The organism is Mycobacterium sp. D16Q13 (assembly GCF_002013375.1).
In the GTDB taxonomy this organism is placed as follows: domain Bacteria; phylum Actinomycetota; class Actinomycetes; order Mycobacteriales; family Mycobacteriaceae; genus Mycobacterium.
Genome location: NZ_MAEW01000003.1, coordinates 304,609 through 325,621, shown reverse-complemented (window position 1 = coordinate 325,621; position 21,013 = coordinate 304,609). Strand labels below are relative to the sequence as shown.

Below are 21,013 nucleotides of genomic sequence, written 5' to 3'. Positions count from 1 at the left end.
ACAGAGTAGGGTTATCGATATGTGGCGCGAACTATTGGGGTTGGCATTTTTGATGTCACTCAATCCGGTGCTGCTCGGCCTGATTTTGGTGGTCATCTCACGGCCTCGGCCGGTGCAAAACCTCCTGGCCTTCTGGGTTGGCGCGCTGATGGTGAATGTGCCGTCTTTTGTGATCGCGCTATTCGCCTTGCATATGGTGCCGAGTTTCGCGTCCTTTGCGAAGAACCTTGCGACGGCGGATCCGGGCTCGTCCGTCAAGCCGCTCCAACTGGGAACCGGCGTGCTGTGCATTGTGCTGGCCGTTGTCATCGCGGTGCGTCTTCGGTCGCGTAAGCGAGAAAATCAGCCTGTGGCCGCTGGCGCGGGTGGGGATTCGTCGGTTTTGGTACTAGATCCGGAGACTCCGACGGCCGAACCCCGTTCGGTTGGTCGCATCAGGGGTGCGGTCGCCGTGGTGGTGGCGAAGTTTCGACGCCTTTTCCATCATGGCAAGGGTGCTTGGGAGAACGGTGCGCTGTGGGTCGCGCTGGTGCTCGGCATCGGATACATGCCTCCGCCTCCGCTGGTTCTGCTGGTCGACACCATTATCGTCGGGTCGGGAACGGCGCTGGGCACGCAGGTTCTCGCCGCCGTTGTCTTCGTCTTCGCGATGCTTGCCGTTTTCGAGGTAGCGCTCATCAGCTATGTGATTGCGCCGGCGAGAACCCAAGCGATACTCGAGCCGATACACAACTGGGCACTCGCCCACCGGCAAGTGGTGCTGCTCGTCCTTTTCGCGGTGGTCGGGATCTGGCAAGTGCTGACCGGTGTGGGCATCGTCTAGCCGATCAATTGCCCCGGAAAGTTTTTCGGTAGTGAGTAGGACTCATGTCAAACCCACGGCGTAGGTGATGCCGCAGATTCGCGGCCGAGCCGAGGCCCGACCGCCGGGCCACCTCGTCCACGGCAAGATCGTGTGATTCCAGGAGCGCCCGGGCGCATTCGACACGCTGCTGCCGCACCCAATCACCGGGGGAGAGCCCGGTCTCGTCGCGGAAACGCCGATTGAAGGTCCGCGTGCTCATTCGGGAATGGTCGGCCAACTGCCGCACCGTCAACGGTTCGGTGAGGTTCTCCAGGGCCCAGCTGCGCGCGGATGCCGTTGAATCCCCGGTGTATTCGGGGAGTGGCCGGTCGATGAACTGTGCCTGGCCGCCCTCCCGCCATGGCGGCACCACGCAATACCGGGCCACATCGTTGGCCGCCGCAGTGCCGTGGTCTTGTCGAATAATGTGCAAGCACAAGTCGATTCCCGAGGCCAGCCCCGCCGATGTCAGAACGTCGCCGTCGTCGACGAACAAGACCGTCTCATCGAGCTCCACGCGTGGGTACAACGCACGAAAATCGTCCGCCTTGTGCCAATGGGTGGTGGCGCGACGACCGTCGAGCAGTCCGGCGGCACCGAGCACAAATGCTCCGGTACAGATGGAGACGATGCGGGTGCCCGGCCTGATGGTGTCAAACGCGGCACGGAGGTCCTCGGCCAACTCGCCGCGAAGCCGCGCCGGCGGGTATTGGGTGCCGGGGACGATGACGGTGTCCGCACCGTGCAGCGCGGCAGTCCCCTCCTGTGGGGTGATCGCATACCCCGAGGTAGTCATGACGGGGGAACGGGATAACCCGCAGGTTATGACCCGGTAGCGGTCGGCGCCGGCCTGTCCGAACATCAGTGACGGGATGGTCGCGTCGAACCCGATCAGTGGTTCGAGCAGCAGGACGGCCACCGTATGTGCCATGGCATGATCTTTACACCTATTGGCATTTATGCCAATTGTGGGAAGGGGCCTCATCGGTCAGCCTGGGCAGGTGACGCAATCCCTGACACCCGAGATACCTGGCCGCCGCCGGATTCACCCGGCCTGGATCATCGCCGCGGTGGCGTTCGTCGCGGTACTCGCCGCGGCAGGATTCCGATCCGTCCCGGGTGTTCTGATGGACCCGCTGCACTCCGAGTTCGGTTGGTCGCACGGCACCATTGGGCTGGCGATGTCGATCAACATGACGTTGTTCGGGCTGACGGCGCCGTTCGCGGCCGCACTGATGGACACGTTCGGAGTGCGTCCGGTGCTGGCGGGGGCGCTCACGCTGATCGCGACCGGCACCTTCCTCGGCGTTTTCATGACCGCGTCCTGGCAGCTGTTACTGCTGTGGGGTGTGTTGGTGGGTATCGGGACCGGGTCGATCTCGATGGGATTCGTGGCCACCGTCGCGACCAGGTGGTTCGCCGCGCGCCGAGGATTGGTCACGGGCGTATTGACGGCCGCCAGCGCCACCGGCCAGCTCATTTTCCTACCGTTGGTGGCGGTGGTGAGTGATGCCCACGGCTGGCGGTGGGCCTCGGTAATGGTGGCTGCTTCGGCGGTATCCGTGGTTCCGCTGGTGGTGCTGTTCATGCGAAACCGGCCTACCGATAAGGGAGTTGGCCCGTTTGGTGCAGAGACCGACGAGTCGGGCGCTGCATCCGGGGGTTTCGGTGCGGCGCTCGAAGGGCTGCTCATCGGAGCGCGGCAACCCGTCTTCTGGTTATTGGCAGGCAGTTTCGCGATCTGCGGAATGACCACCAACGGATTGATCGGCACCCACTTCATTCCCGCGGCACACGACCATGGGATGCCGACCACGGTAGCCGCAAGCCTGCTGGCACTGATCGGCGTCTTCGACGTCGCGGGGACAGTGTCTTCCGGATGGCTCACCGACCGTATCGATGCGCGCGTTCTGTTGGGTATCTACTACTTTGGGCGCGGCCTTTCGCTGATGCTGTTGCCCGCCTTGCTTTCTCCTCACGCTGAGCCCTCTACGTGGGTGTTCATCATCTTCTACGGATTGGATTGGGTGGCCACTGTGCCGCCGACCATCGCGCTGTGCCGTAAGTATTTTGGTGAACGCACACCAGTGGTGTTCGGATGGGTCTTCGCCTCGCATCAGATCGGGGCGGCCATCGCGGCAGCGGGTGCGGGATGGCTACGCGACCAGCAGGGCAACTACGACAACGCATTCCGGCTCGCCGCCGGGCTCTGCGTCATCGCGGCGGTGATGTGCCTCTCGGTACGCGAACGATCGTCAGCTGATGAGCATGTCGAGGTAGATCAAGTTGACGGCGATGTGAATGGCCATCGGAGCCCGGATGTTTCGATACCGGCTCCATAGGTAGCCCTGCATCACGCCGAACGTTCCCTGGACGGCCACGATCGTCGCGAGGTCCACTGCCACTGTGGTGACCTGCACGTGTGAAGCGATGTGCATCGCGGCGAAGAGCACTGACGACGTAGCGATGGCCGGCCAACGGCCAACCAGTGATTCCAGCCGGGTCTGCAGGTACCCGCGGTAGAACACTTCCTCGAGCACGCCCGCTGTCAGCAGTGTGATCAGCGAGGCTACGGCGATGGTGACGGGATCGGGCAGACTTGCCAGGGAGATGGCGGGCGGCGCGAGGGGGCCGAGTCGAGCCAACGCGATCCATGCGACAACCGGGACGATGGGCGCCAGCAGGCGGGTGCGGTCCAGCCGGGCCGTCCACCGCGCCTTCGGCTCCTGCGGCACACCGCCACGGAAGATACGGAAAGCCAGCAGCGGAATTACGAGGAACATCAGCGCCTTGATCGGGCTGTACACGGCATCCTGCGGTATCCCGGTCGCCGCTGCCGCGACGACGAGGGCGGGGAACGCGAGCGCGGCGCCCACCAGCACCCACACTTCGCGGGTGAGGCGCTCCGGTCCGATGTCGGCGAGCGGGTCGATCGCAGGCAGGCGCACGGGCACCAGGCGGGTGAGCAGCAGCACGATCAGCGACGAGGTCAACGGCATCCACAGTGGATAGGGCTCGGCGGCCTCGTCCGAGGAGAACCTGACCACGGTGTGCCTCGTGATCACGAGCCCGCCGATGGCGATCGTGAACAACAGACCGGCTCCCGCGAGCAGGGCGCGGGCGACCCTGCTGTCGGGGCCCGGCCGGGTGGTTACCACCAGGCGATCGTATGGTCCGACAAGGGGATCGTGGGCGGCCATTCCTTGAGTGTTGTGAGATCGGTTGGGTGCCAATCGAATGCGCCATGACACGCCGTCGATACCTGGCCCGTTTCGGTTATGGGACCATGGCTTTCGGGGAATGCGCGGCTGACGCGCTCTCTGTCGTGCCGGAAGCCGGCGTGGCCTCGCGAAAGGACCGCCCCGTGAGTGTGGAAGCCAGCATTGGCCTCGACAAAGACATGATGCCCGTGCCCCATGCGCATCCCCACGTCTACGAGGGCCGTTGGCCCGTTCGGATTGCCGACGTCGACTCCGGCGGGCGTTTACGGCTGGACGGGGCCGCCCGGCACATCCAGGACATCGGGCAGGACCACCTGCGTGGGGTGGAGGCCGAGGAGACCCACCCGCACTGGGTCGTCCGTCGCACGATGATCGATGTGATCAAGCCCATTGAGTTCCGGGAGGCCCTGTGGCTGCGCCGTTGGTGCTCGGCGACGTCCAATCGGTGGTGCCAGATGCGGGTGCGGCTCGACGGTCGCGACGGGGGACTGGTGGAGTCCGAGGCATTCTGGATTCACGTCAGCCGTGAGACCCAGGGGCCGGCCCGTATCGAAGACGACTTCCTGGCCACCGTCGCGTCCACCACCGATGTGGACCGGTTGCGGTGGAAGCCCTACAACAAGCCCGGAAGTCGGGAGACCGCGACCGATATCCGGGACTTCCCGGTGCGGTTCACCGATATGGATCTGTTCGACCACATGAACAATTCCGTTTACTGGAGCATCGTGGAGGATCACCTCTCACGGAATCCCGACCTGCTGTCGGGCCCCTATCGAGTGAGCCTCGAGCATGACTCCGCGGTTTCGCTGGGGGACAAGCTTGAGATCATCACCAACGTCTACGAGGACGGAACCGAGCTCGGCGTCCCCGGCCGCAGTGTTACAACGCTCACATATGTCGTTGGCGACGAGGTGAAGGCCCTCGCCTCGATATTCGCTCGATAACTAGACACAGTGTCGATCGTTTAACAGTACGAGCGTTCTGAACAGGGGATTGTTGGTTACCGGTCGGTAGCAACAGTACGGGCGTACGATTAGCCGCTTCGCAAGGTTAGCAATAGCTCGTTAATCCCTAGCGAAAATTGGCATTGGGAACGGGTGGACCTGCGCATATGGTCTGTGACATCGTCGTAACAGTCAACGCAGTGAACGTGCCTGAGCGTTAACAATCTGTCTGCGACAGCCAAACGTCAGGGCAAGTAACAGAGGAGCACCAATGTCGAATGTCGGCAAGCCGCGCACCGCGGCCGAAATCCAGCAGGACTGGGACACCAACCCCCGCTGGAAGGGCATCACCCGCGACTACACCGCCGCCCAGGTCGAGGAGCTGCAGGGCAGCGTCGTCGAGGAGAACACCCTGGCCCGCCGTGGCGCGGAAATCCTGTGGGAAGGCGTCACCAAGGGTGACGGTTCCTACATCAACGCGCTGGGCGCGCTGACCGGCAACATGGCCGTGCAGCAGGTCCGTGCCGGCCTCAAGGCCATCTACCTGTCCGGCTGGCAGGTTGCCGGTGACGCAAACCTCTCCGGTCACACCTACCCGGACCAGAGCCTGTACCCGGCCAACTCGGTGCCGGCCGTCGTTCGCCGCATCAACAACGCGCTGCTGCGCGCCGACGAGATCGCCCGTGTCGAGGGTGACACCAGCGTCGACAACTGGCTGGTGCCCATCGTCGCCGACGGTGAGGCCGGCTTCGGTGGCGCGCTGAACGTCTACGAGCTGCAGAAGGCCATGATCGCCGCGGGTGCCGCCGGTACCCACTGGGAAGACCAGCTGGCCTCGGAGAAGAAGTGCGGCCACCTCGGTGGCAAGGTGCTGATCCCCACCCAGCAGCACGTCCGCACCCTGACCTCGGCCCGTCTGGCCGCTGACGTCGCGAACACCCCGACCGTCGTCATCGCGCGTACCGACGCCGAGGCCGCCACCCTCATCACCTCCGATGTGGACGAGCGCGACCAGCCCTTCGTCACCGGTGAGCGCACCTCCGAGGGCTTCTACAACGTGCAGAAGGGCATCGAGCCCTGTATCGCGCGTGCCAAGGCCTACGCCCCGTACGCCGACCTCATCTGGATGGAGACCGGCGTGCCGGACCTCGCGGTCGCCCGCAAGTTCGCGGAAGCCGTCAAGGCCGAGTTCCCGGACCAGCTGCTGTCCTACAACTGCAGCCCGTCCTTCAACTGGAAGCAAGCCCTGGACGACTCCACCATCGCCAAGTTCCAGAAGGAGCTGGGTGCCATGGGCTTCACGTTCCAGTTCATCACCCTGGCCGGCTTCCACGCGCTCAACTACTCGATGTTCGACCTGGCCTACGGCTACGCCCGCGAGGGTATGACGGCCTACGTCGACCTGCAGGAGCGCGAGTTCGCGGCCGAGGCCCGTGGTTACACCGCCACCAAGCATCAGCGTGAGGTCGGCGCCGGCTACTTCGACCGGATCGCCACCACCGTGGACCCGAACACCTCGACCGCGGCGCTGAAGGGTTCGACTGAAGAGGGCCAGTTCCACTAAGTCGCGCCTGCTCTAGCCGGGCAATGCGCCCACGTCAAGACTCTCGGTGTGACCCACTGAGTTGACAGCACAGGCCCCGCCCACGTATCCCGTTGGGCGGGGCCTGTGTGCTGGATGGATGAGGCCCCCGCAAGCGGGAGGTACCCCCAGCTTGCGCGAAGACCATCAGATACGACCAAAACTAACAACGATGTTCAGGGAGTAGTACGAAGATGACGGATGGAATCACGCGCGTAGGAGTTATCGGCGCTGGACAGATGGGCGCGGGTATCGCCGAGGTATCGGCACGTGCCGGTGTCGACGTGCTGGTCTTCGAGACCACCGAGGAGCTGGTGAAGGCGGGGTCTGCGCGCATCGTCAAGTCGCTGGACCGCGGCGTCTCCGCCGGGAAGATCACCGAGCGTGAGCGCGATGCCGCCGTCGCCAACCTGAAGTTCACCACCGACCTGGCCGACTTCTCCGATCGCCAGCTTGTCATCGAGGCCGTCATCGAGGACGAGTCCATCAAGGCCTCGATCTTCGCCAAGCTCGACGAGGTGATCACCGATCCCGGCGCGGTTCTCGCGTCCAACACCTCCAGCATCCCGATCATGAAAATCGCTGCCGCGACCAAAAACCCGGGGCGCGTGCTGGGACTGCACTTCTTCAACCCGGTGCCCGTGCTGCCGCTCGTCGAGCTGATCTCGACGCTGGTGACCACGCCCGAGGCTGCCGCGCGCACGGAGGTCTTCGCGAGTGAGGTGCTGGGCAAGCAGGTCGTGCGTGCCGCCGACCGCTCCGGCTTCGTGGTCAACTTCCTGCTGGTCCCGTACTTGCTGGCGGCCATCCGGATGGCCGAATCCGGTTTTGCCACAGTCGAAGACATCGACAAGGCGGTCGTGGCCGGACTATCGCACCCGATGGGCCCGCTGCGCCTGTCGGACCTCGTCGGTCTCGACACCCTGAAGCTCATCGCCGACTCGATGTACGACGAATACAAGGAGCCGCTGTACGCGGCCCCGCCGCTGTTGCTCCGGATGGTCGAGGCTGGGCGCCTCGGCAAGAAGACCGGTGTCGGGTTCTACGAGTACAAGGCCAAGTAAGCCACCCCACCGCGCGAGGGCACGCCATACGCACACATCTCAGCCCGATTGTGTGCGCACGGCGTGCCCTCGCCGCGTTCGGCGACAGTGTCGCCTGATAGCCGCGTGAAATGTCAGTGTGCCCATTTCTCTTGACCAAGATCGCCAGGGGTGGTTAATTCAGACAGCAAAGTGACACGCCCCGGCATTCGCGAGCGAGGGGTTCGGGGCGCTCACTTGCTAGACCCGGGCGAATTCGCCCGCAGTACTCCACGCTTCGCGCTCGGCAGCGTATGCCGCGCGTTGAAGGCTACGGAACTCGCCTATTGACGTCGCGTGGTGGGCAAGGAATGCCGAGTACTCCGCCATGGAGAACTCACCCTCAGTGATCCTGACGCCGCCGGTGCCACGTCCGGTGGCAAGCTCATCACGCAGCTCAAGGAGCTCTGCGGCGCTCACCGGGTACCAGCTGATCTGGTCAAAGAATCGCAGCAGCCAGGGTGTTCCGGGTTCGAAAACGCCGGCGTTGTCCGGATGCCGGTGGTTCCAGACCTGTACGGTCCGTCCGACCAATTGGTATCCGCCGGGGCCCTCCATGCCGTAGATGCACAGGTACGCACCGCCGATGCCGACCGCGTTCTCCGGTGTCCAGGTGCGTGCAGGGTTGTACTTGGTGGTGACGAGCCGATGCCGGGGATCGACCGGGGTCGCCACGGGCGCGCCCAGGTATACGTCACCCAGACCGAGTACCAGATACGAGGCGTCGTAGACCGTGCGGTACACCTCGTCAACAGTGTCCAAGCCATTGATTCGCCTGATGAATTCGATGTTCCAGGGCATCCACGGGGCATCCGCGCGCACACCCAGGCGATACCGTTCCATGGCCTCGCGGGCAGAGGGATCATCCCAGGAAAGGGGCATGGCCACCCGGCGGCTGGGCACCACGAGCTCGCTGGAAGCGGGAAGATGCTCGTCGATATCGTCCAGCAGTCCCAGCACCTTGCCCATGGGCAGCCTGTCGGGGTCGAAGTGCACCTGTAGCGACCGGATGCCCGGCGTCAGATCGACGATGCCGGAGGTATGGGTGTCCTCTAGTCGTTGGTGTAACGCGTGGACGCGCGCACGCAGCGCCAAATCCAGTGTGAGGTCGCCGTATTCAACCAGAATGTTGTCGTCGCCACTGCGGCGGTAAGTCATAGCGGGCGCGTCGTCGCGGGCCTGCCGATATGCCAGTACACCGTCGTCGCCGTCGCCGTGGGTGGAGAACACCGAGGGCCAGTGCCCGCGGCGATCGATACCGATCGAGCGCAGCGAGGCGCTGCGAGAGGCTTCGATTCGGATGAACCGCAGAGTGTCGCCCGCGCGCAGCTGCCCCAACTTCCACCGATCGGCCGAGACGACCGTAACCGGGCAGACGAACCCGCCCAGGCTGGGGCCGTCGGGGCCCAACAAGATCGGAGTGTCGCCGGTAAAGTCCAGAGCGCCAATCGAATACGCATTGTCGTGGATATTCGACGGATGTAGCCCCGCCTCGCCCCCGTCGGTGCGTGCCCACTGCGGTTTGGGTCCGATGAGGCGCACTCCGGTGCGATCGGAATTGAAGTGGACCTCGTAGTGGGTCGACAACAGTTCGTCGATATCACTGCGGGTGAAGAACTCGGGCGCGCCATGCGGTCCCTCGGTGACTGCGAGTTCCCAATGGTGACCGATCGCTGGTTGTGCCGCGCCGGGAATGCATTGCGGTTCGGTGCCATCGGAGTTACTCAGCATGAGGGTGTCTCCGGCGGCCAACGCACGTCCCTCCGGGCCGCCAAACCCGCCGAGGGTGAAGGTGGCTGCGCTGCCCAGGAATTGGGGAACCGCGATGCCGCCGGCGATGAGCACGTAGATCCGCATCCCGGTGTCTGCGGCGGCACCCACGGTGAGTGTGCCATCCGCGGGGACAGTGACGGCCCGCCACTGGGGGACCGGCCGCCCGTTGACGGTGACCAGTGCGGGTGCACCGGTCACGCAGACGAGGGTCGCTTGGGTGAAATGCAGTGTGGGACCAGCGAGTGTCGCCTCCAGTCCCGGGGCGCCCTCGGGGTTGCCGACGGCCCGATTGCCCAGCCGGAACGACAGGTCGTCCATCGGGCCGGATGGAGGCACGCCCACCTGCCAGTACCCGGTGCGTCCCGGCCAGTCTTGCACCGTGGTCAGCATGCCGGGCGCCGTGACTGAGACGGTGCTCATGCGCTCTCCACCATCATCCGCACCGGAGTGGGATCGAATCCGTTGCACGGATTGTTGATCTGCGGGCAGTTCGACACCAGCACCAGGGTGTCGATCTCGGCCCGGAGCCTGATCTTCTTGCCCGGTGCGGAAAGGCCGTCGACGATACCGAGGGTCCCGTCCTCGTCTACCGGGACATTCATATAGAAGTTGATGTTAGACACCAGGTCTCGCTTACCCAGGCCCCATTTGGCGCCCTCGATCAGGAAGTTCTCGACACATGCGTGTTGGTGCTTGGTGTGGTGTCCGTAGCGCAGGGTGTTCGATTCCTGGGAACAGGCGCCGCCGATGGTGTCGTGGCTGCCCACCTCGTCCTCGACGATCGTCATCAGCGGGCTGCCGTCCTCGGCGCGCAGTACGGTTCCGTTGCGCAGGAACAGGTTTCCCTGTGCCGCGATGGTTGCCTGCGCCGAGTAGCGGACGGCGGTATCGGCCGCCGAATACAACAGGGTGTCGACGGCCTGGTTACCCTTCAGGTCGATGATGGTCAACACATCTCCTGCGGCGACCACGGCGCTCCAGGGTGCGCGCGCGGGTACTACCTCGTCGAGAACCGTGCTTGTCACAGGGAGTCTCCATTCTGTGCGGCGGCCCAGGCGTCCTCTGTATTGAGCACGGCGCGTTGATATTCCGGGTCCTTGTTGGGCAGGTCGACCAGCTCATCGAGCGCGGGCCAGGCCAGCACCTGGACGGGTCCGGTGTCAAAGGTGTCCGACGGATCGAGGGGATGTGCGGTGTTCACCAGCAGGGCGATCACCGGCAGGTGGATCAGCAGATCCACCGCGGCCCCCGGGCCCGCGGTGCCGGCGCTGCGCAACGTACCGTCCGCCTCGGCGCGTATGCCGTGGAAGAGGGACACCGACGGGCCGATATCGCGCGGTGCCAGGCCATGCTTGGCCGCGGCGAGCGTGAATAACTCGCGTCCGGCCGGGCTCGCTGAATAAAGTTCGCCCGCACCATATTTAGCGGTGTTAGCGGTCAACGTGCTGGTTCCGCAGAAGGTGTCATGATGCCCGGAACTGTCGGCGACGATGGTGGCCAGCACCCGGCCCTGATCCGACAGCAGCGGATGCCCGGCGCCGAGATAGGCCTGCCACGGAACCTTGACGGTGTCGGCGACGTTCAGTCGTTCCCATGGGGCGTCGGCGCGCAGCAGCACCACGCTCACGCACGCGGAGCCGGCGACGTCGGTGAGTCGCAGCCGGGTGCCGCGACCCAGCACCTTGCTGGCGTACCGGCCCCCGGGGATGGTCTCGGCCCAGATGAGCGTCAGTGGATCGACGTCATCGGGGGCCCAGGGCCAGTGGGAAGCGGGGAGCACTGGCATGGCGTCGGTGATCTGGCCGGCCTGTGAGCGGGCGTGATCTCGCGCTCCCTTGGTGGTCGCGGTCGTCATCAGGAGATCTCCTTGGTGGTGGAATCGGTGCGCCGCGGGTAGGCCAAGATCCCGGCGATGAGCACCGCAGCGATGCAGATGGGGGCTATCCACACCAGATAGGGGTGCGCTCCCGTGGGGTCGAAGACCGCCGGCCGGGGCCAGGACAGGTTGAGGACCATGAAGGCGCCATAGCCGACGGCGAGGATGTTGATCGGGAGGCCGAATCGTCCGAGCGAGAAGAGCTTGCGCCCATCGGCATCTGTCTGCCCCGCGTTGGCGTCCCACTTGCTGCCGCCGATCCCTAAGCGGCGCAACAACAACGGTGTGGTGACCATCAGGTAGGCCAGGTAGATCAGGGCGATGCACACGCTGCACAGGCTGGTGAACAGTGCGGCGTTGCCGAAGTTGACCACCAGGATCAAGACACAGCAGACCCCGACGACTACGGCCGGCGCGATCGGTGTGCCGGTGCGCGGGTTCACGTGCGAGAGCACCGTGGAGAACGGCAGCTTGCCGTCGCGAGCCATCGAGAACATCAGCCGGGAGGCCGCTGTCTGGATGGCGAGGGTGCAGACGAACACAGCGATCGCGACGTCGATGAGCAGCAGGGTGCCGAACGGGGAGGCCAGCTTGCTGTCCAATACATAAGGAAGGCCACCGGTGGCGAGCTGACCGTCGGTGAGGCTGGGCGCGGCCATCAGCGCACCCAGGATCATCAGTGCCCCGCCGATCGCCGACACCACGATCGCGGACAAGATGGTGCGCGGGGCTACCCGGCGCGGATTACGGGTCTCTTCGGCGAGCTCGCTGGCCGACCCGAATCCGACGAGTACGTAGGCGGCCATGAGCCCTGCCGCCAGAAACGCCCACGGATATCCGCTGCCGGCGTCACCGGTGTGCAGCACTACGCTGGGGCCGCGCTCGGCGCTGGCGAAGAGCATGCCGACCACGGCGATCACGCCGACGATTTCGCAGGTGACACCGATGGAGTTGATCCGGGACATCCAGTTGACGCCGACGGCGTTGATGGCGGTGGTCACGACCAGCAGCAGCGATCCCAACAGCACGGCGTTCGACGCACCGCTGACACTGGTCAGCGACGAGTCGGTGCCGACCAGCTGAAATCCGCTCCAGACCGTGGGCAGCACCACCTGCAGCGCGATCGCGGCCGCGGACGCGGTGACAATCTGGGCGATGATCATGAACCAGCCGGCGAACCAGCCCACGACGGCTCCCCCGAGTCGGCGGGACCATTGATAGATGGCGCCGGAGATCGGATAACGCGCGGCGAGCTCGGCGAAGTTCAGCGCCACCATGTACTGCCCGGCGAAGACGATCGGCCAGGTCCAGAAGAAGGCCGGGCCGCCGAAGCTGAACCCGAAGGCGAACAGCTGGAAGATCGTCGTCAGGATCGAGACGAATGAGAATCCTGCCGCGAAGGACGCGAATTTGCCAAGGCTTCGGTGCAGCTGCGGTTTATAGCCGAACGCGGCAAGGTCATCGGAGTCCGAACCGGCGATGCTCGCCGCGGACCGGGCCGCGGATTGGGTGGCCGTTGGGGCGTTCATGGGCACTCCCTGATCGGTCCTCGGGCAACATGTTTTGCGCCCTGGGTGGTCGGCAAAACCCACATCTATGTGGGAAGAAATATCTGTCATGCGATAGGTAAGTAAGTCTGACGGCCGGCCGGTACGCATGGGTGACAGCGCCGTTTCGGGACGGGGGCGCGGTGTAACATTGTCGTTGCGCAGATGTCGGAGCGATGACGAAACGCTCACCAGGCGATGGAATCGGGGCGTTGCCGAGGGGTACATGGAAGGGTCGGCACAATGTCAGGGCGACCGCGGCGTATCAGTCCCATTCGCGAGGGGAACACCACTCGCGACGAAATCCTCGATGCCTCGGCCGAGTTGTTCACCACCGACGGGTTCGCGGCAACCACCACCCGCCGCATCGCCGAGTCGGTGGGCGTGCAGCAGGCCTCGCTCTACTACCACTTCAAGACCAAGGACGACATCCTCGATGCGCTGCTGGCGATGACGATCGACCAGCCGCTGCATTATGCGGCGCTGATCGCCGATCGCCCGGAGCCCCCAGTCGTGCGTCTCTATGCCCTCGCGCTCGCCGACGCCGCCCAGTTGGCGGCGAGCCGGTGGAACCTGGGCGCTCTCTATCTACTACCGGATCTGCGTGCCGATCGATTCGTGGTGTTCCGGCGCAAGCGCGACCAGCTCCGCGCGCACTATCAGGATCTGGCCGCCGCCGCGTGCCGCGCGGAGATGATCCGCGAGGGGGTGGAGCGCCTGCCCTTCCGGCTCGTCGAGTCGGTGATCATGCTCCGCGCCGACGGTGATTCCATAGCTCCGGAGGCATTGGCCGATGCGACCTTGCGCGTTCTGGGGGTTACGGGGGATGCTGATCAGGTTGAGGGGGCGGCTCGAGCGCTGTTGGTGCAGTTGGACTGGCCGGTGGCCGTTCCTAAGAGGTAGGCACAGTTGACCGTGCTAGTCTGCGGGCCAGTACAAAGTAGCCAAAATGTGATGGGAATTAGGTGCTGCAGTAAATGTCCGATCTGAAGCCGTACTACGAGGAATCTCAGTCCATATACGACATTTCGGACGAATTTTATGGCCTTTTCCTTGACGAAGAAACCATGGGCTATACCTGCGCCTACTTCGAGCGTGACGACCTGACCCTTGCCGAGGCGCAGCTGGCGAAGTTTGACCTGGCACTCGGCAAGCTCAACCTCGAGCCGGGAATGACCCTGCTGGATATCGGCTGTGGTTGGGGCGCATGCCTGGAGCGCGCCATGCGTAAGTTCGACGTCAACGTCGTCGGTATTACGTTGAGTAAGAATCAGAGCGAGTACAGCCGCACCCGCCTGGCGAAGGTGGCCGAGGAAACTGGCCGTACCGCCGATATTCGCATGCAGGGCTGGGAAGAATTCAACGATAAAGTCGATCGAATTGTCACGATCGGTGCATTCGAGGCATTCAAGCAAGAGCGGTACCCGATCTTCTTTGAACGCGCATATGACATTCTTCCTAATGATGGCCGAATGCTTTTGCACACCATTTTGGCCCACACTCAGAAATTCTTCCGGGAAAATGGAATTCCACTCACCATCAGTGATCTGAAATTCATGAAGTTCATCGGCGAGGAGATCTTCCCCGGTGGTCAGTTGCCGGCGGTCGAGGATATCGAGAAACTAGCTGCTGGTTCCGGGTTCACTCTGGAGCGCACGCATTTGCTGCAGCCGCACTACGCGAAGACCCTGGATATCTGGGCCCAGAATCTTGAACAGCGCCGCGAGGAAGCCATCAGGATTCAGTCCGAAGAGGTTTACGACCGCTTCATGCGGTACCTGACCGGTTGCGCGGACTTCTTCCGCCGCGGTATCACCAACGTGGGTCAGTTCACCCTCGTCAAATAGCGAGACTTAACAGGTCAACGCCGTCTCACGCTTGCGTGAGGCGGCGTTTCTGTTCCTCGATATCAAAATTGGCGGGTGGCCACGAGAGATTTAGGCCGTCCAGTGTTTCGTCGAGAAGTGCGGTAACCGCGAGTCTGCTGTACCACTTGCGATCGCACGGGATGACGTGCCAGGGCGCGTACTCGGTGCTCGTCTTCTCCAGCACCGCTTGATACGCATCCTGGTAGGCGGACCAGAACGCACGCTCGTCGATGTCGTTGGGATTGAACTTCCAGTATTTGTCCGGACGGTCCAGCCGCTCGGCGAGGCGTTCCTTCTGCTCGTCGAGCGATACCACCAGGGCCACCTTGAGGATTGTCGTGCCTGCCTCGGTCAGCTCCTTCTCGAAGGCATTGATCTCGTCGTAGCGAGCGCCCCAGACCTCCGGCGGCACCAGGTCGTGCACCCGCACCACCAGGACATCCTCATAGTGCGAACGGTCGAAGACACCGAGCTGCCCACCCGAAGGCAGTGCGTTGCGGATGCGCCACAGATAGTGGTGCTTACGTTCTTCCGCTGTGGGAACCCCGAAGCTCGCATGTTCAATTCCTTGCGGATCAACTTGTCCCACAACATGTTTGACGATACCTCCCTTGCCGGAGGTGTCCATGCCCTGCAGAACCAGCAGCACCGAACGGTGGTCGCCGCTGCGCCCATTGGCGTACAGCATCTCTTGTAGCACCCCGAGGCGCTCGGACAGTTCGGCCTGCAGGGCTTCGCCGTCCTCTCGCGACCCGTCGAACCCGGGTGTGGAACGGGTATCGACATCGGCGAACAGCAAGCCGGAGCGATAGCGCAGTGCGGACGTGTCGATCCTGGGGGTCATGCCCAGTGACCCTAGCGACGTCGGGTTACCCGGAGTGGGTTTGACGCACTTGTGGTGGAGGAGGAACCGGTGACGGGTGTGGCATGTCGACGAACTTCTCTCGGGACCCACCCACACCCACGATGCCCAGCACCGCGTTCCAGGAGATCATCGTCAGGTAGTCGATGAGTTCATCGGAGCTCATCCGCGGGTGCGACATCCACGAGTGGGTCGCCAGCTGCACGCCGCCGACGATCATGTACGCCCACGGCTCCACACCGCGGGTGTCCATGGACGCCTCGGACATCTGGCGGCGCAACGACAGCGCGAGCATGCGGGCGATGATGCGTTCGGAATCCGCGATGGCCTTGCTGCGGCTGGTGGAGCTGTTGGCCATCACGAACGGATAAATCTCGGGCTCGGCGGCCACAGTCTCGACGTACACCTTGATCGCTGTGCGGGTGAGGTCGTAGCCATCCAGCCGGGCCGACAGGGCCATGGCCATCTTGGGAATGAGGGTGGTCTGCGCGAACCGTGTCATGACGGCCGTCGTCAGATCGTTCTTGTCGACGAAGTACCGGTAGAGCACCGTCTTGGAGACGCCGATGTCGGAGGCGATCTCATCCATGCTGATATCACGCCCCCGGTGCCTGATGGCATCGAGGGTGCCGTCCACGAGTTCGGTTCGTCGTTCGACCTTGTGCTTATGCCAGCGGCGCTTGCGACCATCAGTCTTGATAGCCGCAGGCTGCGTTTTACTTGCCACGGTTATCGCCACATTCCCTTAGTTATCTGTAACCGATACTACTTCACGGGCCCCTCGGGGATGCGTGACGCGCTCGATACCGGATGATGGAGGAGTGGCAGGCAAGCATAGCGATCAGCCGCGCACGCGGAATGCGTCCGGCGGCGTCTTCGCGATGGGCAATTCGGCCGTCGACGAGGAGCGCCAGAAGCAGCTTCGCCGAATGAAAGCCGTGGCTACAGGGTTCCTGGTCGCGGCTACCGTGTTGTTTCTGGCGTGCCGTTGGTGGCAGTCGGTCGGGGCGCCGGGCTGGGTGGGTTATGTCGGAGCGGCCGCAGAGGCGGGCATGGTCGGTGCGCTTGCAGACTGGTTTGCTGTAACCGCCCTGTTCCGGCATCCGCTTGGGCTAAAGATCCCGCATACAGCGATCATCAAGCGCAAGAAGGATCAGCTGGGGGAGGGGCTCGGGAACTTCGTCCGGGAGAACTTCATGTCGCCGGCCGTCATCACTGCCAAGGTGCGGGATGCGCAGATCGCGGGCCGGCTGGGCAAGTGGATGAGTGACCGGTCGCATGCCGAGCGGGTTGCGGCCGAGGCTTCCACGGTGCTCCGGGTCGGCGCGCAGATGCTGCGCGACGAGGACGTGCAGCAGGCGATAGACAGCGTGATCGTGCGCAGGATCGCCGAACCCAAGTGGGGGCCGCCGGTGGGGCGGGTGCTCTCGACGGTGCTCAAGGAGGACCGGCATGCGCCGGTGATCCAGCTGTTGTGCGACCGTGCCTTTGAATGGGCGCTGGGCGCCAGCGACACCATCGATCGAGTGGTGGTGCGTGACTCTCCCAGCTGGACACCCAAATTCGTCGACCATTTCGTGGGCGACCGTATCTATCGCGAGTTGGTGGACTTCACGGACAAGGTGCGTCGCAATCCTGATCATGACCTGCGCCAATCCGTGAACAGGCTGTTGTACGAGTTCGCCGACGATCTTCAGCACGACGACCTGACCATCGCCAAGGCCGAGGCGATCAAGTCGCGGTTGATGGCGCGCGCGGAAGTCCAGAACGCCGCGGCCACCGCGTGGTCCGCTGCCAAGAAAATGATCACCGAGTCCGTGGACGATCCGTCCAGCGAGCTACGTACGCGGATTGCCGACACCGTGGTGCGGATCGGGGAGACGCTGCGCGACGACGACTCCGTGCGCGACAAGGTCGACGGTTGGGTGGAACGCGCGGCCCGGCATCTGGTGGATCAGTACGGCGCGGAGATAACGGCCGTCATCACCGAAACGATCGAGCGTTGGGACGCCGAGGAGGCCAGTCGCCGGATCGAATTGCATGTCGGCCGTGACCTGCAGTTCATTCGCATCAATGGCACCGTGGTGGGTTCGCTAGCAGGTTTGGTCATCTATACCGTGGCGCAGGTGCTCTTCTAAAAAGGCCCTGACCCGGCTATTCCCGTGCCGAAGTGACGTGGAGCACATTGCTAACAGAAGTGCTTGCAATAGCTAGCACTGCAGCTTACGGTGGTTCTTATGTCGCAGGAATCAGACCTCGCCACCGCTGTGAGCAACGCCGCTTCCGATATCGGAGGCTTCATCCGGGCACAGCGTGAGGCCGCTCAGGTCTCCGTGCGTCAGCTGGCCGAGAAGGCCGGCGTGAGCAACCCGTACCTCAGCCAGATCGAACGCGGACTGCGTCGTCCGTCGGCAGAGGTTCTCAATCAAATCGCAAAGGCGCTAAGGGTTTCGGCGGAGGTGTTATACGTGCGTGCGGGCATTTTGGATCGTAGTGATGCCAGTCCGGTACGGGACGCCATCATTGCCGATACCGTCATCACCGAGCGACAGAAGCAGGTGTTGTTGGACGTCTACGGCTCATTCGTCCAGCAAAACGCCGAAGCCAATTCGGATCTGGCTCAATCCGACCCCGAATCTACTGGCGACAACTGAATAACTTTCCCCATCCCTGAAAGGAATCTGGCATGACCAAGAAGAACACCTCGTTCGACGACCTGAAGACCCCGTTCTACGTAGCCGTCGGCGCCGGTGACCTGGCGCTGGCCGCGGTCGCCGATGTTGTCGTGAAGCTGCGCGAGCGTGCCGAAGAGGCCGCCTCTGAGGCCGGTGCCCGCGTGGACGAGACCCGCGACCGGCTGCGCGAGCTGTCGGCCGAGCTGCCCACCGACGTCAACGAGCTGCGCGACCGGTTCACCCCCGAGGAGCTGCGCAAGGTTGCCGAGGCCTACTTGCAGGTGGCGACCGACATCTACAACAACCTCGCTGAGCGTGGTGAAGAGGCCATTGAGCGCATCCGCAGCACCCCCGGCATCGAGGAGAACGTCACCCGCGCCGAGGGTCTGGTCGGCAATTACGCCGAGCTGACCGAGCAGGCGCTGGGCACCGTGGCCAGCCAGACTCGCGCCGTCGGTGAGCGTGCCGCCAAGCTGGTCGGCATCGACCTGTCGAGCAAGGCCGCTCCGGCCGCGAAGGCGCCCGCCAAGAAGGCGCCTGCCAAGAAGGCCGCGCCCGCCAAGAAGGCCGCTCCGGCCAAGGCTGCTGTCAAGAAGGCCGCGCCCGCCAAGAAGGCTCCGGCCAAGAAGACGGCGACCCGCACCGTCACCCAGAAGTAGGCAGTTCCAGCTCTGACAGCCACCCGATCAGCCACGTAGGCTGATCGGGTGGCTTTCACTTTTCATGTCTTCGCACTGATCTCGCTCGTCGCTCTTATCGCGGCGATCGTCGGATTGGTCCATGCCGCGATTCAGCCCGCAGATGCGTTCGTGGCGGCAGAAAAGCAGACCAAGACCACCTGGATAGTCATCCTTGCCGGAGCGGCCGTGCTCACCCTGATTCCGGGGTTGGAGCTGTTGACCGCCGGTATCGCCGCCGTGGCGGCCGGGGTGTACTTCGTCGATGTTCGTCCCCGTGTGCTTGAGGTGCAGGGCAAGTCGCGGTAATGCGCGCGGTTGCGGCGCTGGTTGCGCTGACGGCCGTCTTGCTGGCGGCGAATGCGGTGCCCGCGGCCGCGGTAGAGCCTGCACTTATTGATCACGTGTCTTGGGGCGCAATGTCTTTGGGGCGTACGCTGCGTATTTACCCGACGCCGCTGGGACGTACCTATGAGGCACCCGACGGCGCGGACATCGCGTGGGCTGAGGTTCTCGCATTGGCTCCCGACGCGCAGTCGCCGGGTATGCGGATGCAGTTCGACTGCCATTGGTACGGGCGGGTGTTCATCCCGAACAAGCCGAGCTGGAATCTGGAGCCATGGCGGCCGCCGGTGGACGAGGCGTTGATGACGGTGTCGCAGTGCAACCCGGGTGGACCTGAGATCTAGGCCCTGACCCGTCCGGCTCTCGGCGGCACAATCTCGGGTCCGAGGGGCGGGTTCGCGGTCTGCGCCGTACGGGCGGGCAAATTGCATTGTGATGTGAATCAATTGCGCGATTAAATGACAAACGTGTAATTCCCCCGAGACCACTGGTTTATCTGGACGTTATTGGCGGAAGTAAGAAATCACTAAAGCATCAGGCAGCTCAGTGGCAACTTTTCTTACCATTCTCCGCTTGCGTAACGCACACCTCGTGAGTAACGATTACAACAGTGATCACAATCTGATCACGACCGGAGTGGCAGGTGGTACATCACGCATCACGTGATCTCTCCGGTGACAGAGGATCGGGGTGCAGTGACATGAAGGTCGTCATGGACCGCGCGCGATGGGTGCGCGACAGGCGTGCGGTGTGTCTGATCGTCAACGTGCTGTTCGTGATGTCGTTGTCCATGACCGCGAGCGTCGCCTCGGCCGATTCTGTGAATTGGGACGCGATCGCCGAATGTGAATCCGGTGGAAACTGGTCTGCAAATACCGGAAACGGTTTCTACGGCGGGCTGCAATTCAAGCCGTCCACCTGGGCGTCCCACGGTGGCGTTGGGAATCCCGCCGACGCTTCCCGCGAACAGCAGATCGCGGTCGCCGAGAGTGTTATGCAGACGCAAGGCCTTGGTGCGTGGCCCGAATGTGGCGGTGGCGGCACCGGCCCGATGACCGGGCGCTCGGGGTGCCAATTCGTTCCCGGTGGCAGCATTTTCGGGATCGTGAACTTCCGCCAGATGTGCAGCGGAGTTGTCGGGCTCATTCCCCCCGCCGGCTAGCCGGGCTCATTCCCCCGCAGGCTACGTGCAGACGGCGCTGTGGCGAGCCCCCTCGCGATTGAGCTGCGGCGGCCGTGTCGTACGTCGATCGGGGCGCTACGGGAGCGTGCCCGCGACAACTGGTAGGAGCCCGATGGGGCGCCCAAGATAGTAGGTTTGGCTTACCTAATGCCAGTTGTATAGTCGGTGCCGCGGAGCGCTGGAGCCCTCGTGCCCACCTGTATTGAGCCACAAGGAGAGCAGTCAACATGTCGACTGAAGTTGCCGAGAAACTCGAGAAGATCCTGCGCGGAGAGCTCGCGGTAAGCGCGCACGAGATCACCCGCGACAAGCTGTTGATCGACGATCTTGGGCTCGACTCGGTGGGATTCGCACTTGGCCTCGTCCTCATCGAGGAGCAGTTCGGCGTCACCCTCACTGAAGATCAGCTACTCGTTTGTGATTCCTTTGGCGACCTTGTCGACATCGTCTCGGCAGGGCAGGCCACTGTCTCGCCCGAAACGACCAGCGCACTCGCCGAGTAGAAGTTCGCAGAACGGGAAGGGCGAGAGAACC

General features: G+C 63.6%; 22 protein-coding genes. 14 read left to right on the top strand and 8 right to left on the bottom strand.

Annotated features, from left to right (window positions below):
• The first annotated feature begins 19 nt into the window (after window positions 1-19).
• Window positions 20-823: a GAP family protein gene (locus B4400_RS04385; protein ID WP_078308011.1), complete on the top strand. Its 804-nt coding sequence runs from the start codon at window positions 20-22 to the stop codon at window positions 821-823.
• A 4-nt stretch (window positions 824-827) separates the two neighbouring features.
• On the opposite strand, the gene B4400_RS04380 is transcribed toward B4400_RS04385, so the two are convergent.
• Window positions 828-1,775: a GlxA family transcriptional regulator gene (locus B4400_RS04380; protein ID WP_078308013.1), complete on the bottom strand. Its 948-nt coding sequence runs from the start codon at window positions 1,773-1,775 to the stop codon at window positions 828-830.
• A gap of 28 nt (window positions 1,776-1,803) precedes the next feature.
• Here B4400_RS04380 and B4400_RS04375 point away from each other — a divergent pair, with 28 nt between their 5' ends.
• Complete coding sequence (locus tag B4400_RS04375) at window positions 1,804-3,186, top strand: MFS transporter (protein ID WP_078308015.1); 1,383 nt, start codon at window positions 1,804-1,806, stop codon at window positions 3,184-3,186.
• Here B4400_RS04375 and B4400_RS04370 read toward each other — a convergent pair.
• On the bottom strand, window positions 3,100-4,002 hold the full coding sequence (locus B4400_RS04370) for a CPBP family intramembrane glutamic endopeptidase (protein ID WP_170914925.1): 903 nt from the start codon (window positions 4,000-4,002) through the stop codon (window positions 3,100-3,102). The two genes, B4400_RS04375 and B4400_RS04370, sit on opposite strands and share 87 nt — an antisense overlap.
• Before the next feature lie 224 nt (window positions 4,003-4,226).
• Here B4400_RS04370 and B4400_RS04365 point away from each other — a divergent pair, with 224 nt between their 5' ends.
• The 3 genes from B4400_RS04365 (at window position 4,227) to B4400_RS04355 (ending at window position 7,655) form a co-directional block, all read left to right on the top strand.
• Window positions 4,227-5,009 (top strand): acyl-[acyl-carrier-protein] thioesterase, encoded by a 783-nt coding sequence (locus B4400_RS04365; protein WP_078290383.1) that lies wholly within the window; start codon window positions 4,227-4,229, stop codon window positions 5,007-5,009.
• Window positions 5,010-5,280: 271 nt separating this feature from the next.
• A complete protein-coding gene (gene aceA / locus B4400_RS04360; RefSeq protein WP_078308019.1) occupies window positions 5,281-6,573 on the top strand; it encodes an isocitrate lyase in 1,293 nt (430 codons plus the stop codon).
• Window positions 6,574-6,785: 212 nt separating this feature from the next.
• Complete coding sequence (locus tag B4400_RS04355) at window positions 6,786-7,655, top strand: 3-hydroxybutyryl-CoA dehydrogenase (RefSeq protein ID WP_078308021.1); 870 nt, start codon at window positions 6,786-6,788, stop codon at window positions 7,653-7,655.
• Window positions 7,656-7,874: 219 nt separating this feature from the next.
• Here B4400_RS04355 and B4400_RS04350 read toward each other — a convergent pair whose 3' ends face one another.
• From B4400_RS04350 to B4400_RS04335, 4 genes are read right to left on the bottom strand one after another with little or no spacing between them, the layout of a single operon-like run.
• Window positions 7,875-9,866 (bottom strand): 5-oxoprolinase/urea amidolyase family protein, encoded by a 1,992-nt coding sequence (locus B4400_RS04350; RefSeq protein WP_078308023.1) that lies wholly within the window; start codon window positions 9,864-9,866, stop codon window positions 7,875-7,877.
• Window positions 9,863-10,471, bottom strand: a complete 609-nt coding sequence (locus tag B4400_RS04345) for an urea amidolyase associated protein UAAP2 (RefSeq protein ID WP_078314552.1) — start codon at window positions 10,469-10,471, stop codon at window positions 9,863-9,865. The genes B4400_RS04350 and B4400_RS04345 overlap by 4 nt, the downstream gene beginning before the upstream one ends.
• A complete protein-coding gene (locus tag B4400_RS04340) occupies window positions 10,468-11,301 on the bottom strand; it encodes an urea amidolyase associated protein UAAP1 (protein ID WP_078308027.1) in 834 nt (277 codons plus the stop codon). The genes B4400_RS04345 and B4400_RS04340 overlap by 4 nt, the downstream gene beginning before the upstream one ends.
• Window positions 11,301-12,851 (bottom strand): amino acid permease, encoded by a 1,551-nt coding sequence (locus B4400_RS04335; protein ID WP_078308029.1) that lies wholly within the window; start codon window positions 12,849-12,851, stop codon window positions 11,301-11,303. Before B4400_RS04335 ends, B4400_RS04340 begins: the two co-directional genes overlap by 1 nt.
• A 261-nt stretch (window positions 12,852-13,112) precedes the next feature.
• Between B4400_RS04335 and B4400_RS04325 the strand changes: the two genes are divergently transcribed.
• Window positions 13,113-13,772 (top strand): TetR/AcrR family transcriptional regulator, encoded by a 660-nt coding sequence (locus tag B4400_RS04325; protein ID WP_078308033.1) that lies wholly within the window; start codon window positions 13,113-13,115, stop codon window positions 13,770-13,772.
• Window positions 13,773-13,846: 74 nt separating this feature from the next.
• Window positions 13,847-14,716 carry a cyclopropane mycolic acid synthase family methyltransferase gene (locus B4400_RS04320; RefSeq protein WP_070915620.1) on the top strand — a complete coding sequence of 290 codons (870 nt, stop codon included), beginning with the start codon at window positions 13,847-13,849 and terminating at the stop codon, window positions 14,714-14,716.
• Window positions 14,717-14,741: 25 nt separating this feature from the next.
• On the opposite strand, the gene B4400_RS04315 is transcribed toward B4400_RS04320, so the two are convergent.
• Window positions 14,742-15,581, bottom strand: coding sequence for a polyphosphate kinase 2 family protein (locus B4400_RS04315; protein WP_078308036.1), 840 nt, complete (start codon window positions 15,579-15,581; stop codon window positions 14,742-14,744).
• A gap of 25 nt (window positions 15,582-15,606) precedes the next feature.
• Window positions 15,607-16,326: a TetR/AcrR family transcriptional regulator gene (locus B4400_RS04310; RefSeq protein WP_078308520.1), complete on the bottom strand. Its 720-nt coding sequence runs from the start codon at window positions 16,324-16,326 to the stop codon at window positions 15,607-15,609.
• Window positions 16,327-16,402: 76 nt separating this feature from the next.
• Here B4400_RS04310 and B4400_RS04305 point away from each other — a divergent pair, with 76 nt between their 5' ends.
• The 7 genes from B4400_RS04305 (at window position 16,403) to B4400_RS04275 (ending at window position 20,982) form a co-directional block, all read left to right on the top strand.
• Window positions 16,403-17,737: a DUF445 domain-containing protein gene (locus tag B4400_RS04305; RefSeq protein WP_078308521.1), complete on the top strand. Its 1,335-nt coding sequence runs from the start codon at window positions 16,403-16,405 to the stop codon at window positions 17,735-17,737.
• A 99-nt stretch (window positions 17,738-17,836) separates the two neighbouring features.
• A complete protein-coding gene (locus tag B4400_RS04300; protein ID WP_078308039.1) occupies window positions 17,837-18,253 on the top strand; it encodes a helix-turn-helix domain-containing protein in 417 nt (138 codons plus the stop codon).
• Window positions 18,254-18,285: 32 nt separating this feature from the next.
• Window positions 18,286-18,933: a heparin-binding hemagglutinin gene (locus B4400_RS04295; RefSeq protein WP_078308041.1), complete on the top strand. Its 648-nt coding sequence runs from the start codon at window positions 18,286-18,288 to the stop codon at window positions 18,931-18,933.
• A 48-nt stretch (window positions 18,934-18,981) separates the two neighbouring features.
• Complete coding sequence (locus B4400_RS04290; protein WP_078300852.1) at window positions 18,982-19,260, top strand: DUF2516 family protein; 279 nt, start codon at window positions 18,982-18,984, stop codon at window positions 19,258-19,260.
• On the top strand, window positions 19,260-19,640 hold the full coding sequence (locus tag B4400_RS04285; RefSeq protein WP_078308043.1) for a DUF2599 domain-containing protein: 381 nt from the start codon (window positions 19,260-19,262) through the stop codon (window positions 19,638-19,640). Before B4400_RS04290 ends, B4400_RS04285 begins: the two co-directional genes overlap by 1 nt.
• A 356-nt stretch (window positions 19,641-19,996) precedes the next feature.
• Window positions 19,997-20,458: a transglycosylase family protein gene (locus B4400_RS04280; RefSeq protein ID WP_078308045.1), complete on the top strand. Its 462-nt coding sequence runs from the start codon at window positions 19,997-19,999 to the stop codon at window positions 20,456-20,458.
• 248 nt (window positions 20,459-20,706) lie between these two features.
• Entirely contained in the window at window positions 20,707-20,982 is a 276-nt protein-coding gene (locus B4400_RS04275; protein WP_078308047.1) for an acyl carrier protein, read from the top strand.
• The last annotated feature ends 31 nt before the right edge of the window (window positions 20,983-21,013 follow it).